Source organism: Variovorax sp. P4_D9 (assembly GCF_056401695.1).
The window spans coordinates 1-15,660 of the sequence record NZ_JBFUIU010000130.1 but is presented as its reverse complement, the minus strand read 5'-3'; the positions used below and the strand labels follow the sequence as shown (position 1 = coordinate 15,660).

Here is a 15,660-nt window from a genome sequence, read left to right as displayed (position 1 = left end):
GTTCCACTCAATGCCGACCTCGCCGATCTAGATGTCACGAATCGGATTGCCGCCGAACTTGAACGCCGCGGCATTCAAGTGGACTTGCTGGTCAACAACGCCGGCCTGGGACTGAGCGGCAATTTCCTGTCGCACGAACTGGAGCAGGAACGAGCCGAAATCCAGGTCAATGTACAGGCGCTCGTTTCCCTCACCTACCTCTTCGGCAGAGGGATGCAAAGTCGTGGAAATGGCGGCATCATCAATATCGCTTCGAACGCCAGCTTTCAGCCTCTCCCGTCGATGGCGACCTACGCCGCGACGAAGGCCTTCGTTCTCCATTTCAGCGAGGCGCTGAGCTACGAGTTGGCCGGCGACGGTGTTCACGTCATGGCCGCGTGTCCCGGACCGACAGCGACCAATTTCTTTGCCGGAACCACAACCAATATGTCCGCGAAGGACATGGACAGTTCGGAGTCGGTGGTTCGAAAGACGCTTGATGCGTTCGATCAGGGCAAGAACGTTGTTTATCCCACGCGCATCGGAGTGCGTCTTGGCACGCTGTTGCCGAGATTTCTTCCTCGATCCTTCGTGACAAGAATTGCCGGAAGGGCAACCAAGAACATGGGCCTTCATTGAGACGTTCGGAATTCAATGCATGTCTTCATCGCTCATGAACCCTCGAACCGGCTCGACGCCCCGAACCCGAATCCAACTCCCTGAACCGGGCATTCAGCACGCGGCCAAAGCCGACTGTCGACTGAAGCTCTTCCTGGGCTCGGCGTCACTGTCGATGGTCACGGCCATTCCGCCGTCGGCAGCGGCGGCCATCCTGATTCCGGCCAAGATAGGCATCATCGCCGCCGACGACAAGGTCATGGCATTTGCACTCGTCGCGATGGCCGCGGCTGTTGCGGAGTTCGCGTTGGTGAAGTTGCGAAGCGTCTCCGAAGCACGCCGCAGCGTCTGGGGGAACCACACGTCCTGGGCTGTCGGAGGCAGCTTGCTCAGCGCGATCGCGATGGTCATGCTGGCCTCGGCGACCACCTTGCCTACCTTGTTGCTCTGGGCGTGCACGACTCAGATGGGCCTGAGCACACTTCTGGCCATGACGACCGCAGCAGCCCATTACCGAATTCCCGCCACTCGCCTCGGTCCGGCCAGTGCGGCCATCGGCGTGGGCCAACTGCTTGGTACTTCGCTGGGCATGGTCGGCGGATCGGCTTTCATCGGCAAGCCTGACTGCGGCCTGGTGCTGCTCGCGGGGATTCCTTTTGCGACCGCCGCCCTGCTGTTGGCCTTGCTCGAGCGCGAGCAGACGAATGCCGCCGGATCGCGAATCTCACGAACCGCGGTCGGGTTGCTGCAGACTTTTGCGCACCCGGCGGGTTCAAAGGGGTCCTATTGGACCTTGACCGCACGCCTGCTGTTGCTCATGGGGACGGGCATGATCTGGACGTGCCCGACGCAGGTCGGCCAATGCTGGAGTTGAGCGCAGCCAGCCTGCAGCGCGCGACACCAATCGTAAGAAAAAATGAAATATGGATGTAGTTTCAGGTAGTTTATTTTCTGAATCGCTGAACCTAGACTTCGCTTCAGGCCGTGCTTTCCGGCCCGTCGATTTCCACATTGCCGAGGTCTCTGCCATGCGACTGCGTCTCCTGTCTTCCTCCCTTGTCCTCGCCGCGCTGGCGGCACTTTCGACGCCGATCCTGGCAGCCTATCCCGACAAGCCGATCCGCCTGATCGTGCCGTCGGCGGCGGGCGGAGCACCCGATGCGCTGATGCGTGCGCTGGGGACGCAGTTGTCGCAGCAGATGGGCGTGCCCATTGTGATCGACAACAAGCCCGGCGGTTCGTACACGATCGGCACCATGGACCTGGTCCACTCTGCGCCCGACGGCTACACGCTGGCCTACGGCAACGTTGTCTCGCTGGCCACCAACCGGTCGCTGCTGCCCAAAGTGCCGTACGACGTCGAGAAGGACCTGACGCTGATCGCGAACGCGCTGCGCCTGTCGAATCTGATGGTCGTCAACAACGACCTGCCGGTCAAGAGCGTGCCAGATCTGATCGCCTATGCGAAGAAGAACCCAGGCAAGCTGGCCTTCGCCTCGGACGGCAACGGCACCACCGCCCATCTGGGGGTGGAGCTCTTCAAGTCCATGACCGGCACCGACATGCTGCACGTGCCTTACAAAGGCGCAGGCGCGGCCATGACCGACCTGATCGGCGGCGGCGTCCAGTTGATGATGATCAACACGCCGGTGTCCGGGCCGCAGGTGCAGACCGGCCGCGTGCGCGCACTGGGAATTTCGTCGAGCAAGCGCTCGTCCACCTACCCGGACATCCCCACCATTGCCGAAGCCGGCGTGCCGGGCTTCGAGGTGACGGCCTGGGGCGGCATCGTGGGGCCGGCTCATCTGCCCAAGGAAGTCGTGACCCGCCTCAATGCCGAGATCCGCACCGCGCTGGCCAGCCCGGTGGTGCGCGAGCGCTTCCAGGTGCTCGGGGCCGAGCCCGATCCCAGCTCGCCGGAACAGTTCCTCGAGCTCTCGCGCCGCGAGACCGCCAAGTGGGCAAAGATCATCAAGGAATCGGGCGCGAAGATCGATTGATGACCAGGCCGACCACCCAACGAATCCTATTCACCATGACCCCCTGGAAAGCCGCAAGGCCCGGCGACCCCCTCAGCGCCATCGACACGCCCGCGCTGGTGCTCGATCTCGATGCATTCGAGCGCAACGTGGCGCGCATGGCCGACGCGCTGCGCGGCAGCAACGTGCGCTTGCGCGCCCATGCCAAGTGCCACAAGACCCCGGAGATTGCGCTGCGCCAGGTGGCGCTGGGTGCCGTCGGCATCTGCTGCCAGAAGTCCAGTGAGGCGGTGGCGTTCGTGGAGGCCGGCATCGAGGACATTCTGGTCACCAACCAGGTGATGGGGGACACCAAGCTGAAGCACCTCGCAGCGCTGGCGCGCAGGGCGCGCATGGGCGTGCTGGTCGACCATCCGCAACAGGTGCAGGCGCTGGCCGCGGCAGCGCAAGCGCATGCGGTGACGCTGGATGTCTATGTCGAGGTCAATGTCGGCGCCGACCGCTGCGGCGTTGCCCCTGGCGAGGAAGCGGTGCGGCTGGCGCGGCAGATCGTCGCCAGCACGCCGCTGCGTTTCATGGGCCTGCACTGCTACCACGGCCCGGCCCAGCACATGCGCGCGCCGCAGGAGCGCGCAGCGGCCATTGCCAGCGCAGCGGAGGCCGCGCGCAAGACCTGCATGGCCATCGAGGCCTGCGGCATCGCCGTCGAGCGTGTGACGGGTGCAGGCACAGGCAGCTTCCTGCACGAGCGCGACTCCGGCGTCTTCAACGAAATCCAGGCCGGCTCCTATGTCTTCATGGATCGCGACTATGGCGACAACCAGCGTGGCGAGCACGACATCGCGTTCGAACATGCCCTGTTCGTGCGCACCACCGTCATGAGCCGCGCCACGCCCGAGCGCGCAGTTGTCGACGCCGGCCTGAAGGCGTCCAGCGTGGACTCGGGCATGCCCACCGTGTGGCAGCGCAGCGACCTGCGCTATGTAAAGGCCTCCGACGAGCATGGCGTACTGGTCACCGCCGATGCCGCCGCGCTGTCGCTCGGCGACCAGCTGATGCTGGTGCCCGGCCATTGCGACCCGACCGTCAATCTCTATGACGACCTGGTCTGCGTACGCGGCGGGCGGGTCGAGGCCCTCTGGCCGATCGCCGCGCGCGGCGCACTGCTGTGACCGCACCGTAGCCACGAACAACTCCAACCCGAGACGCCTGATGCAGAAAGATTTCAACCTCCTGATCCGCAATGCCACCATCGTCGACGGCACCGGCGCGCCCCGCTTCACAGGCGACATCGGCATTCGCGGCGACCGCATCGCGCGCATCGGCGATCTCTCGGCCATGCACGGCGACGTGGAGATCGACCAGGGTGGCCGCATCGCGGCACCCGGCTTCATCGATGCGCACACGCACGACGACCGCCTCATGCTCTCCAACCCTGACATGGCGCCCAAAGTCAGCCAGGGCATCACCACCGTGATCGCGGGCAACTGCGGCATTTCTCTGGCGCCAATGCCGGGCGGGATCACGCTACCGGTCACGCCGCCATTGAACCTGCTCGACGAGGAAGGCGGCTGGTTCTCCTTCCCCACGTTCGCATCGTACATCGAGGAGCTGCGCGCCAAGCCCGCGGCGACCAACTGCGCGCTGCTCGTGGGCCACACCACCTTGCGCGTCGCGACGCTGGACGACCTGGGACTGCCGGCCACCGAGGACCAGATCGCCAGCATGCGCGCGCTGGTGCAGGAAGCGCTCGAAGCCGGCGCCATCGGCGTGTCCACCGGCCTCTTCTACGAGCCCTCGGTCGCGGCGCCTTGCGAAGAGGTGATCGAGACCTGCCGCCCGCTCAAGGCCTTCGGCGGCGTGTATTGCACCCACATGCGCAACGAAGCGGAACAGGTGATCGACTCGCTGGAGGAGACCTTCCGCGTCGGCCGCGAGGTCGGCGTGCAGGTGGTGATCTCGCACATGAAGGTGGTCGGGCCGGCGAACCACGGACGCTCGGAGGAAGCACTGTCCTTCATCGAGAAGAACATGGCCAAGCAGCCGATCTGTCTGGACTGCTACCCCTACACGGCCGGCTCCACCATCCTGTCGGCCGACCGCGCGGCAACTTCGTCACGCGTGATCGTGAGTTGGTCGAAGCCCATGCCCGAACATGCAGGCAAGGACCTCGACGTCATCGCTAGGGAACTGGGCGTCAGCGAGGAAGAAGCGATCCGCCGCCTCAGTCCCGCCGGCGGCATCTACTTCCGGCTGGACGAGAACGACGTGCAGCGAATCCTGAAGTTCGACAAGACCATGATCGGCTCCGACGGCCTGCCTCATGACGCCTCGCCGCATCCGCGCCTGTGGGGCAGCTTCCCGCGCGTGCTGGGCCACTACGGCCGCCTGCTCGGGCTGTTCCCGCTGGAGACGGCCATCTACAAGATGACCGGACTCACGGCGAAGAACTTCGGCCTCAAGGACCGCGGCGTGCTGAAGGAAGGCGCCTTCGCCGACCTGACCCTGTTCGATGCCGACACGGTGGACGAAGCGGCCACCTACGAGACTCCCATTGCGCCGGCGCGCGGCATCGAAGCGGTGATCGTCAACGGCGCGATGGTCTGGCAAGGCGGCCGCCCAACCGGCGCGCGGCCAGGGCGCGTCCTGGCGCGCGAGACCAGCGAGGCAACGAACTGAGATGACGAAACAGCTTCTTGAACACCTGGAAACGCCCGCGCTGCTGCTCGACGAGGCGCGCATGGACCGCAACATCGAGCGCATGCGCAGCCAGATGCGCCGCCTCGGCGTCTCTTTCCGCCCGCACGTGAAGACCAACAAGTCGATGGACGTGACGCGCCGGATCATGGAATCGCCGCAAGGCCCGATCACGGTGTCCACGCTGCGCGAGGCCGAATACTTTGCAGCGCACGGCGTCACCGACATCCTCTACGCCGTCTGCATTGCGCCGAACAAGCTCGACCACGTGATGGCTCTGCAGGACAAGGATGTTCGGCTCACGCTGATCCTCGACAGCATCGAGGCCGCACGGATGCTGGCTGAGCGCGCGAAGGCGACGGGGCAGCATTTCGACGTGCTCATCGAGATCGACTCGGACGGCCACCGGTCGGGCGTGAATCCCGATGCTGACGATCTCCTGGCGATCGCGCAAGTCCTCGAAGGCGCCGGCATTCTGGTGCAGGGCATCCTCACGCACGCCGGGAGCTCCTACGACTGCAGATCCGCCGATGCCATCCGTGCGATGGCCGAACAGGAACGCGCGGCGGCCGTCCATGCCGCGCAGCGCCTACGCGCAGCGGGATTCGCATGCCCCGTGGTCAGTGTCGGCTCGACGCCAACCGCCCTCTTCGCGGAGCAGCTGGAAGGCGTCACGGAGGTGCGAGCCGGCGTGTTCGTGTTCTTCGATCTCGTGATGGCCGGCCTGAACGTCTGCCGCGTGGACGACATCGCCCTATCGGTGCTGGCCACGGTGATCGGCCATCAGCACGAAAAGGGCTGGACCATTCTCGACGCCGGATGGATGGCGATGTCGCGCGACCGCGGCACCGCCAGACAGCCGGTGGACCAGGGCTATGGGCTCGTCTGCGACCTCGACGGGCAGCCGCTGGACGATCTCATCCTCGTGGACGCCAACCAGGAGCACGGCATCATGGCGCACCGGTCCGGCAAGATCGAAGGAGCACTGCATCTGCCGATCGGCGCGCAGGTCCGGATCGTCCCCAATCACGCCTGCCCCACCGCTGCGCAGTACGACCACTACAAGGTGCTCGGCGCAGGCCACGAGATCTCCGCGACCTGGCCGCGCTTCAGCGGCTGGTGAAGCGCAAACCTGAGGACGCGATGCTGATCATTTCGGAACAGGAAGCCCGCGCCCTGGTGAGCGTCGAAGACGCGATCGCAGCGGTCGAGGGATGCTTCGCCGCCATGGCATGCCAGGAGGCGCGCAACTACCCGGTGGTGCGCGAGGGCGTGGGCTACCAGGACGCCGTCTTCGGCGTCAAGGCCGGCTCCGACGCCAGTGCACCCATCCTCGGCCTCAAGGCCGGCGGCTATTGGCCGCACAACATCGGCAAGGATCTGGGCAACCATCAGTCTTCGACCTTGCTCTTCGATCCGGATACGGGGCGCGCGTCGGCCCTCGTCAGCGCGAACTACCTGACCGCCGTGCGCACCGGCGCGGCCAGCGCGATTGCGACAAGGCACCTGTCGCGGCCCGACAGCACCGTGCTCGGCATGATCGGCGCGGGCGTGCAGTCGCAATACCAACTGCGCGCGACGCTGGCCGTGCGTGCCATCCGCAAGGTCCACGCGTGGAATCGCTCGAACGAAAACCTGATTGCCTTCGGCCGTTTCGTGGAACAACTCGGCCTGGAATTCGTCGCGGAAGGCAATGCCCGGGCCGTGGCCGCCCACGCCGACATCCTGATCACCGTGACGCCTTCGCAGAAGCCTCTGGTCGAGAGGTCCTGGGTACGCCCCGGCACCCACATCAATGCGATGGGCGCCGACACCCGAGGAAAGCAGGAACTGGACCCGGCTCTGGTGGCGTCGGCCACGCTGTTCGTCGACGAGCTCGCACAGGCCATCCGCATCGGCGAATGCCAGCATGCCTACGACGCCGGCCTGATCACGGACCGCAGCTTTCGCGGGAGCATCGGCGCGGTCATCGAAGGCTTGTGCGCCGGCCGCCGCACGGCAGACGAGATCACGCTCTTCGACGGGACGGGCGTGGCGCTGCAGGACCTGGCCGTGGCCGACCTCGCCGTGCGCACGGCCATGAAGCAGGGACTCGGCAGCCGCGTAGCCTATTAGGATGACGTGATGTCGCACGACATTACCRATCTGCGCTTCTTCGTCGCCATCACCGAAAGCGGCTCCCTCGCCGAGGCCGCGYGGCGCATGGATGTGACGGCYTCGTCCGTGTCGCAGCGGCTGCAGCAACTGGAAAGCCGCTTGGGGCTGCACCTGGTCCATCGCAGCACGCGTCGCTTCAGCCTCACCGACGAGGGCGAGCTCTTTCATGCGGGGGCCGTGAATCTGCTCGCCGAGCTGGACGGGTTGATCGACAACCTGCGCGCTCGCTCGGGTGAGGTCGCGGGGATGCTGAACGTATGCGGCCCCTTGGGCTTCGGCCGGCATCATCTGGCCGCAGCCATCGCCGACTTTCATACGCTGCACCCCAGGCTGAAAGTGTCGCTGACGCTCAGTGACGTGGTGTCGGCGGCGGACGCGAATCGCTACGACCTGATCGTGCACATCGGCAACCTCGCAAACTCGAGCATGGTCGCTTATCCCATCGCACCCAATGCGCGCTTTGTCTGCGCCTCGCCCGATTACCTCGCGCGCCGCCCTGCGCCGTGCACACCCCAGGAACTGGCCGCGCACGACTGCATCGTGCTGCGCGAGAACCAGGAAGACGTGACGCTGTGGCACTTCAGGAAGAAGCGCGGCGAGGTGGCGGTGCGGGTAGCGGCGCCCCTGAGCAGCAACGATGGCGACGTGACGCGGCAGTGGGCGCTCGCAGGCAAGGGCTTGATCATGCGCTCGGAGTGGGACGTTGCCGAAAGCCTGGCGTCGGGCCGGCTGGTGCGCGTTCTGGAGGACTGGAGCCTGCCGCCCGCGGATGTGGTGGCGCTGGTGGCTCAACGCCTCGGTATGTCCGCCAGGGTGAAGCTGTTCCTGTCGTTCCTGCAAGAGCGCTTCAGGCCCACGCCGCCGTGGCGGCCGCGGAATTGAGTCAGCCTCGCGGTCGGATGGTAGCTCCGGCTGGCGTGCGGCCAAGTAAGCTTGGCGCCCATGAAACAGCAGAGCAGCAAAAAGAAGCCCCGCATGAGCGGCGCACGTTCGGCACGCGCAGACGTGGCGCCGGGCCCTCAGGTCTCAGCGGTGCTGGCGCGAATCGAAACGGTGTGGCCTTCGCTCGGCCCGGTGGGCCAGCGCATTGCCGACTTCATCGTCAGGAATCCGCAGGAAGTGGTGCACATGTCCGTGAGCGAGGTGGCGGAACGCACGGGTTCGAGCGAGGGCAGCATCGTCGGCTTCTGCAAGAATCTTGGCRCCACCGGTTTCCAGCAGATCAAGATCGCGCTGGCACAGGAAATCGTGCGGCCGGTGCAGTTCATCCACGAAGACCTGGAGCCGAGCGACAACGTCGACCTCGCCATCCGCAAGATCTTCCAGAGCAACATTCAGACCCTGCACGACACGCAATCCGCACTGGACGTCAGCGCGATGCAAAAGGCCGTGCGTCTGCTAAAGAAGGCACGTCGCATCGAGATCTATGGCATCGGAAGCGCTGCCTCCATCGCCGAGGACGCTCACTACCGCATGCTTCGCATCGGGCTGGACGTCAAGGTGGCGGTCGACTCGCACGTGCAGGCCATCAGCGCCTCTCTCACCGGCCCCGACGTGACCACGCTCACGATCTCGCACTCGGGCAGCACGCACGAGACAGTGACGGCCACGCGGCTCGCGAAAGAGGCGGGCGCGTCCACCATCTGCATCACGAATTTCGGGAAGTCGCCGATCCAGGCCTACTCCGACGTGTTGCTGTTTACGATGGCGCGCGAGACGAGTTTTCGCACCGAGGCGATGACGAGTCGGCTGGCGCAACTCGCCATCATCGACGTGCTGATCGCCTGCCTCGCGCTCAGCGACTACGAGAGATCGGTCAAGACGCTCCGGAAGACATTCGACGTGCTCTCGCTCAAGCGATACTGAGGCGGCGCGCCCGATCGCAGCAGCGCGGCCAGCGTTTTCGCCTCGGCTTGAGGCGCACGTCCCACGAGCACGCAGCGCATGCCCAGCTGCGCCGCGCCAAGCGCGTCGGTCGAGGGGTTGTCGCCAATCACGACCGTGCTGGCCGCCTCCGCGCCCAGCCGGCGCAGGCCCTCCTCCAGCAGCAGCGGCCCGGGCTTGCCGATGATGCGCCAGGGCTGCACGCCGCTCGCGGACACCAGGGCCGCCATCAGCGCCCCCGTCTCGGGCACCACGGTGCCGCCAGGGCCCGGATGGCTGTCGTCGCTGTTGGTCACCAGCAGCCGTGCGCCGCGCCGCAGTTGATTGGCCATGGTGCCGAGCCGCGTGCGATTGAAGCCCGGATCCAGCGCGAGAACCACGAAGTCCGCATCCGCCTTCACCAGCTCGCATCCGATCGAGAGCGCATGGCGCTGCAACGCGGGACTGGCCGCCAGCAGCACGCGCGCATGCGGATGTTCGCGGCGGATGTGGTCGATGGTCAGCTCGCCGGCCAGCACGATGTGCTCGGGCTCGACCCTCAGCCCCATACGGGCGAGCCGCCGGGCCAAGCCGCGTGCCGTGTGCGTGGAGTTGTTCGAGACGATGACGTAGCGGTCGCGAAACCTCGCCAGCAGGTCCGCGGCACCGTCGAGCACCTCGTCTTCGCGGATCAGCGTGCCGTCGAGATCGACGATGAGGTGGCGGGCCCGCGCGAGGGAGGCGCCTGCGGCTGAGACAGGGCCGTTGCCGTTGGACGTGCTTTGAATGCTCATGGTGCTGTGGGTTGCGCTCACGCCGGCCACCCGGTGCGATGGCTAGGCATTGTATTGAATAGTGCTCAGTTGTTTTTTATCGTGTACTGAGAAATATTCATTGTCCTGTCATCTGTGTTTCCTAAGCTCGTCGGGGTCGACCGGTCCACACGCCGGCAGCACCACCGCAACGATTTCGAGGAACACCCATGAAGAAGCATCTGACACTCGTCGCCACGCTCACGCTGGCGGCGGCTGCCTTGAACCCGGCCGCCGCCCAGGAGTTGGCCGACGGCACCCGGGAGCACCCGCTGCGCGTCCTCTTGATCCCGGCCGACGGCGGCACTGAATCGGGAACCAAGGCCGACTACGCGCCCGTCTTCAACGCGATCACGCGCACCACGGGTCTGCAGTTCGATCTGAAGGTCGGCCAGTCGTACGGTGCCGTCGTCGAAGGCATGTGCCATCAACTTGCCGAGATCGCATTCTTCGGACCCGTCTCCTACGTGCAGGCGCACAAGCGCGGCTGCGCGCAGCTGCTCGCCGTGGGCGTGGAAAAGGGCGAGTCCGTCTACTACGCCGGCATGTTCGCCAAGGCCGATGCGCCGATCGCTTCGGTCAAGGACGTGAAGGGCAAACGCATGGCTTTCGGTGACGTCAACTCGGCATCGAGCTTTACCTTTCAGGTCGCCATGCTGATGGATGCGGGCCTCGATCCGATACGCGATCTCTCGGCTATTCGCATGACAGGCAGCCATGCCAACAGCCTGGCCGCGCTCACGCAGGGCCAGGTCGACGTCGCCTCGCTCTCCTTCGACTCCTACGAGAAGGCGGTTGAACAAGGCGCCGTCAATCCGAAGCAGGTCAAGGTGGTTGCCAAGAGCATGGCCACTCCCTACCCGCCGCTCGCGCTCAACGCCAAGCTGCCCGAAGCGCTCAAGACACAGCTCAAGACGGCCTTCTCCACCGTTCACAAGGCGCCTGGCGTGACGCCCGACATGATCCGCGGCTACGGCGGCAAGAAGATCGACGCCTTCGACACGAAGTTCTCCGAGGACGAGTTCAACGTCGCGGCCGAGAAGCTGGCCTTGCTCACCGACGAGCTCAAGGGCCAGATCCTCAAGAAGGCGGCCGAGCGTTGAATACCTCCGAACCGCACGAGACAGTCCGTCCGCCCATGCTGCGCCTCGACGCCGTCGGAATGAGGTATGCGGACGGCACCGAGGCGCTGAAAAGCGTGTCGCTGAACATCCCGCACGGCGAGTTCTGTGTGGTGCTCGGCGCTTCGGGGGCCGGCAAGTCGACGCTGCTGCGCATGGCCAACGGGCTGGCGAAGCCGACCAGCGGCACGCTGCAGGTCGACGGTGTTCACGTCGAGGCGCGGTCGCTGGCGACGATCCGACCGCGCATCGGGATGATCCACCAGCAGTTCAATCTGGCGCTGCGATCCACGGTGGCCGTCAACGTGCTCAGCGGCACTCTGCCGGCGCTGCCGGGGTGGCGTGCGATGCTGGGCCTCTTTCCGCGATCCGCCAGACGCAAGGCCTGCGAACTGGTGGACGCGGTCGGGCTGCAGGAGCAGCACCTGAGCCGCCGTGCCAGCGAGCTTTCGGGTGGACAGCAGCAGCGCGTCGGCATCGCGCGCGCCTTCATGCTCGATCCGCCGCTGGTGCTGGCCGACGAACCCGTGGCGAGCCTCGACCCGCAGGCCAGCGTGGAAGTGCTGGCGCTGCTCAGGCGACAGGCGCGCGAGCGCGGCACCACCGTGCTGTGCAGCCTTCACCAGGTGGACCTGGCGCGCGCCTTCGCCGACCGCATCGTCGCGCTGCGCGACGGTTGCGTGATCTTCGATGGCCCACCGGATGCCCTCGACGTGGCGGCTTCGCGCGAGATCTACGGCAGCGGCGCCATGCGCCCGGTGGCCGCATTCCCTGAACCACACGCCCAGCCGGCGCTGAAAGCCGCCTGATGGAACACACCCTGAGCCCGACCATCGCCGGCGCGGCGCGGCGACCCGCATCCGCATGGGAGATCGAACGCCCCTTCGGAACGCGCACGGTGATCGCCGTCGTGCTGGCACTGCTTCTGTGCTTCGTGACAGGCCAGCGCGTAGAGATGCACCGCATGCTCGCGCTCACTGGCGAAGGCGTGCTTGCCGCAGTGGGCCTGCGCGACAACTCACAGGTATCGGCCGGCATGGCGCAGATCGCGCACTCGCTCTTTCCGCTGCAGCTTTCCGAGCGCACGGAGGTGGCGCGCATCGACAACTTCGATCGCCATCATCTGCCGTGGCTGGCCCATGTGGAGGATCAGGGGATCCGCACGCAGCGCCTCAACCCGGGGACGCTGCAAATGGAGGAAACCGTCGAGCGCCGCGCGGTTCTCGTCGAACCGCTGGGCTACTTGTGGCACGTGTCGAGCAAGATGCTCGAGACGCTGGAGATCGCGCTGTGGGCGACGCTGCTGGCGGTGCTCTTCAGCCTCCCGCTGGCATGGTTCAGTGCGCGCAACTACACGCCGAACCGGCTCAGCTATGGGCTCGCGCGCGGCCTGGTGAGCATGATGCGTGCCGTGCCCGAGTTGGTCACCGCGCTCTTCCTGGTGCTGGCGTACGGCTTCGGGCCGATCGCCGGTGTGCTCGCGCTTGCGCTGCACTCGGCCGGCTTTCTCGGCAAGTTCTACGCAGAGGACGTCGAGACCGCCGACGACAAGCCGCAGGAGGCGCTGCGCGCGATCGGCGCCGGCAAGCTCAAGGTGATGCGCTTCGCGGTGCTGCCGCAGCTGATGCCGCAGTTCATCGGCTACACGCTGTATGTCCTGGACCGCAACGTGCGCATGGCCACCGTGGTCGGCCTGGTGGGCGCCGGCGGCATCGGCCAGGAGCTCAAGGGCCGCTACGACATGTACAACTATTCGCACGTCGGAACGATCCTGGTCGCGATCTTCCTGACTGTCTTCCTGCTCGACCAGATCGCAGCGCGCCTGCGCCGCCGCTTCGCCTGAGGCGGGATCGACCGCCCCGGACTTCTGCACCACCCCTCCCCCGTTCCCCTGGACATCTCTCAACCAAGGAAATCCGCAATGAAACCAGTCTTCTTCATCCGTGGCCTCTGCGCCGCCGCTCTTCTGCTGAGCCTCGCCGCGTGCGGAGGTGGCAGTGGCACCGATGCCGGCGCATCGGGCGCGACGGCGGGCAGCAACCCGGCGCCGGCCGCCCAGAAGCCCGATGCCTCAGCGGCCGATGGCTCGACGGCGAACAACGCCTCCTCGCCATCTCCGAGCTGGGCCCCCTGACCTTTCCCCCTCCTTGTCCTTCACTTTTTTTCGAGTTGCCACCATGACCATGAACAATTCCCAACGACGCGACTTCCTTCGCAAGACCGCCGGCTCCGTAGGCGCCGCGACCGCCCTCACCATGCTGCCGCCCTCCATCCGCCGCGCACTGGCGGTCGAAGCGCACGTCGAGACCGGCACCATCAAGGACGTGCAGCACGTCGTCATCCTGATGCAGGAGAACCGCGCCTTCGACCACTACTTCGGCACGATGAAGGGCGTGCGCGGCTTCGGCGATCGCTTCCCGATCCCGCTGGAAAGCGGAAAGCCGGTCTGGTTCCAGTCCGACGGCAACCGCGAGATTCCGCCCTACCACCGCGACAGCGCGACCAGCAATGCGCTGCTCGCGCCGGGCACGCCGCACTCGTTCTCCGACTCGCAGGCCGCCTGGAACCAGGGCAAGATGGGCTACTGGCCCAAGTACAAGAACCAGTACTCGATGGGTCACTACCGGCGCGCCGACATCCCGTTCCAGTTCGCGCTGGCCGAGGCCTTCACGATCTGCGACGACTACCACTGCTCCATCACCACCGGCACCGACCCGAACCGCATCGTGTTCTGGTCTGGCAGCAACTTCAATCCGGAGCTCGGGCGCCAGGGCATCAACTGCCAGGACGACCAGAGCGAACCGAACAACGACCGCTGCTGGATCAAGGGTACCTGGGTGCCGGGCGCCTGGCCCTCGGGCTACCAGTACGCGGACAACGCGTTCACCTGGGACACCATCCCCGACGTGCTGCAGCGCGCCGGCGTCACGTGGCGCATCTTCCAGGACATGAACAACAACTGGACCGGCGCGATGAACGGCTGCAACGCCTTCGCGAGCTTCCGCAACGCCATGCCCGGCACGCCGATCTACGAGAACGGCATGACGAACTGGAGCATCGCCGACCTCAAGCAGCAGGTGATGACCGACACGCTGCCGCAGGTGTGCTGGATCCTGCCGACGCAGCAGAACTCCGAACACCCGGGCGGCCCGTCGAGCCCCACGCATGGCGCCAACTTCACCTCGCAGGTGCTGGATGCGCTGACCTCGAATCCCGCCGTCTGGGCGAAGACGGCGATGTTCGTCACCTTCGACGAGAACGACGGTTTCTTCGACCACGTGCCGGCGCCGGCCGTGCCCTCGTACAACGCCGAYGGAACGCTGGCCGGCAAGGCCACGCTGCCCCTGGACGGCGAGTACTTCTACGATCCCGCGCGCAAGTACCTCAAGCCTGAGGACACGATCAGCGGAACGACCCGTCCCTGGGGCATGAGCGCGCGCGTGCCGATGTACGTGGTCTCGCCGTGGAGCAAGGGCGGCTGGGTCAACTCGCAGGTCTTCGACCACACCTCGGTGGGCATGTTCCTCGAGAAGCGCTTCGGCATCACGATGACCACCATCAGCCCGTGGCACCGTGCCGTCTCCGGCGACCTCACGTCCGCCTTCGACTTCGCCCGCCCGAACGACCCGACGTTCCCGAAACTCCCCGACGTGAGCGGCTACGCGGCCTCCGACGCCGCGCAGAAGCTGCTTCCCGCCGCCTTGCCGCCGGCGACGCCGGCGCCGCTGTTCCAGGAGACCGGCGTGCGCTTCTCGCGTGCACTCCCCTACGAACTGCACACCAGCGCGCGAGTAGAGGGGCGCGGCATGCTGTCGCTGGTGTTCGCCAACAGCGGAATGCAAGGCGCGGTCTTCCACGTCTACGACAAGCTGCACCTGGACCGCATTCCTCGCCGCTACACCGTGGAGGCCGGCAAGACGCTGATCGACACTTGGAACACGGGCCTCTCCGACAGCGGCAAGTACGAGCTCTGGGTCTATGGGCCCAACGGCTATGTGCGCAGCTTCAAGGGCAATGCGCTGTTCCACGACACCGCGGCATTCCAGCCCGAAGTCCAGATCGGGTACGAGACCCACAGCGGCCATCTCTATCTGAGGGTGCGCAACAGCGGCAAGCAAGCCGGCCACGTGACGGTGACGTCCAACGCCTACTTCTCCGACGGGCCTTGGACGATGAAGGTGAAAGCCGGCGAGACCGAAACGGAACACTGGAACCTGAAGAAGAGCGGCGACTGGTACGACTTCACGGTCACGTCGGACAACTTCGAGCGCCGCTTCGCCGGCCGTGTCGAAACCGGCAAGCCGGGTGTCAGCGATCCCGCCATGGCGCTCCATCTGCAGGCCTGAAGCCAGGGGCGCCCCCGCGCCCTTGTCGCACCGGGTCATCGGTCATCGGTCATCGTGTCAGCGGGGTCATCGGGTCAACGAACAGAGC

Annotated in this window: 15 protein-coding genes; 14 read left to right on the top strand and 1 reads right to left on the bottom strand. The window is 65.9% G+C overall.

Going from position 1 to position 15,660, the window contains the following annotated elements; genetic code table 11:
- From AC1DY5_RS16295 to AC1DY5_RS16255, 9 genes are all read left to right on the top strand, one after another.
- Nucleotides 1–618 (top strand): SDR family NAD(P)-dependent oxidoreductase (locus tag AC1DY5_RS16295; protein ID WP_478112946.1); only part of this gene is annotated, 618 nt, incomplete at its 5' end.
- Entirely contained in the window at nt 581–1,471 is an 891-nt protein-coding gene (locus tag AC1DY5_RS16290; RefSeq protein WP_478112944.1) for an MFS transporter, read from the top strand. The genes AC1DY5_RS16295 and AC1DY5_RS16290, both read left to right, overlap by 38 nt.
- 154 nt (nt 1,472–1,625) lie before the next feature.
- Entirely contained in the window at nt 1,626–2,597 is a 972-nt protein-coding gene (locus AC1DY5_RS16285) for a Bug family tripartite tricarboxylate transporter substrate binding protein (protein ID WP_478112942.1), read from the top strand.
- A gap of 35 nt (nt 2,598–2,632) precedes the next feature.
- Entirely contained in the window at nt 2,633–3,748 is a 1,116-nt protein-coding gene (locus AC1DY5_RS16280; protein WP_478112940.1) for a DSD1 family PLP-dependent enzyme, read from the top strand.
- 40 nt (nt 3,749–3,788) lie between these two features.
- A complete protein-coding gene (locus AC1DY5_RS16275; protein ID WP_478112938.1) occupies nt 3,789–5,255 on the top strand; it encodes an N-acyl-D-amino-acid deacylase family protein in 1,467 nt (488 codons plus the stop codon).
- Between the two features lies 1 nt (nt 5,256).
- Entirely contained in the window at nt 5,257–6,396 is a 1,140-nt protein-coding gene (locus tag AC1DY5_RS16270) for a DSD1 family PLP-dependent enzyme (protein WP_478112936.1), read from the top strand.
- Nucleotides 6,397–6,416: 20 nt separating this feature from the next.
- Entirely contained in the window at nt 6,417–7,388 is a 972-nt protein-coding gene (locus AC1DY5_RS16265) for an ornithine cyclodeaminase family protein (RefSeq protein ID WP_478112934.1), read from the top strand.
- A 9-nt stretch (nt 7,389–7,397) separates the two neighbouring features.
- Entirely contained in the window at nt 7,398–8,312 is a 915-nt protein-coding gene (locus AC1DY5_RS16260) for a LysR family transcriptional regulator (protein ID WP_478112932.1), read from the top strand.
- 93 nt (nt 8,313–8,405) lie between these two features.
- Nucleotides 8,406–9,296, top strand: a complete 891-nt coding sequence (locus AC1DY5_RS16255; RefSeq protein WP_478112931.1) for a MurR/RpiR family transcriptional regulator — start codon at nt 8,406–8,408, stop codon at nt 9,294–9,296.
- Here AC1DY5_RS16255 and AC1DY5_RS16250 read toward each other — a convergent pair.
- Complete coding sequence (locus AC1DY5_RS16250) at nt 9,233–10,087, bottom strand: HAD-IIA family hydrolase (protein ID WP_478112929.1); 855 nt, start codon at nt 10,085–10,087, stop codon at nt 9,233–9,235. The genes AC1DY5_RS16255 and AC1DY5_RS16250 overlap by 64 nt on opposite strands.
- 188 nt (nt 10,088–10,275) lie before the next feature.
- Between AC1DY5_RS16250 and AC1DY5_RS16245 the strand changes: the two genes are divergently transcribed.
- The 5 genes from AC1DY5_RS16245 (at nt 10,276) to AC1DY5_RS16225 (ending at nt 15,572) form a co-directional block, all read left to right on the top strand.
- Nucleotides 10,276–11,208, top strand: coding sequence for a phosphate/phosphite/phosphonate ABC transporter substrate-binding protein (locus tag AC1DY5_RS16245; RefSeq protein ID WP_478112927.1), 933 nt, complete (start codon nt 10,276–10,278; stop codon nt 11,206–11,208).
- Nucleotides 11,205–12,035, top strand: coding sequence for a phosphonate ABC transporter ATP-binding protein (gene phnC / locus AC1DY5_RS16240; RefSeq protein WP_478112925.1), 831 nt, complete (start codon nt 11,205–11,207; stop codon nt 12,033–12,035). Before AC1DY5_RS16245 ends, phnC begins: the two co-directional genes overlap by 4 nt.
- Complete coding sequence (gene phnE / locus AC1DY5_RS16235) at nt 12,035–13,069, top strand: phosphonate ABC transporter, permease protein PhnE (protein WP_478112923.1); 1,035 nt, start codon at nt 12,035–12,037, stop codon at nt 13,067–13,069. The genes phnC and phnE overlap by 1 nt, the downstream gene beginning before the upstream one ends.
- Before the next feature lie 78 nt (nt 13,070–13,147).
- The gene (locus tag AC1DY5_RS16230) at nt 13,148–13,360 is read left to right on the top strand and encodes a hypothetical protein (protein ID WP_478112921.1); all 213 of its coding nucleotides are present in this window, start codon (nt 13,148–13,150) and stop codon (nt 13,358–13,360) included.
- A gap of 49 nt (nt 13,361–13,409) precedes the next feature.
- Nucleotides 13,410–15,572, top strand: a complete 2,163-nt coding sequence (locus AC1DY5_RS16225) for a phosphocholine-specific phospholipase C (RefSeq protein ID WP_478112948.1) — start codon at nt 13,410–13,412, stop codon at nt 15,570–15,572.
- The last annotated feature ends 88 nt before the right edge of the window (nt 15,573–15,660 follow it).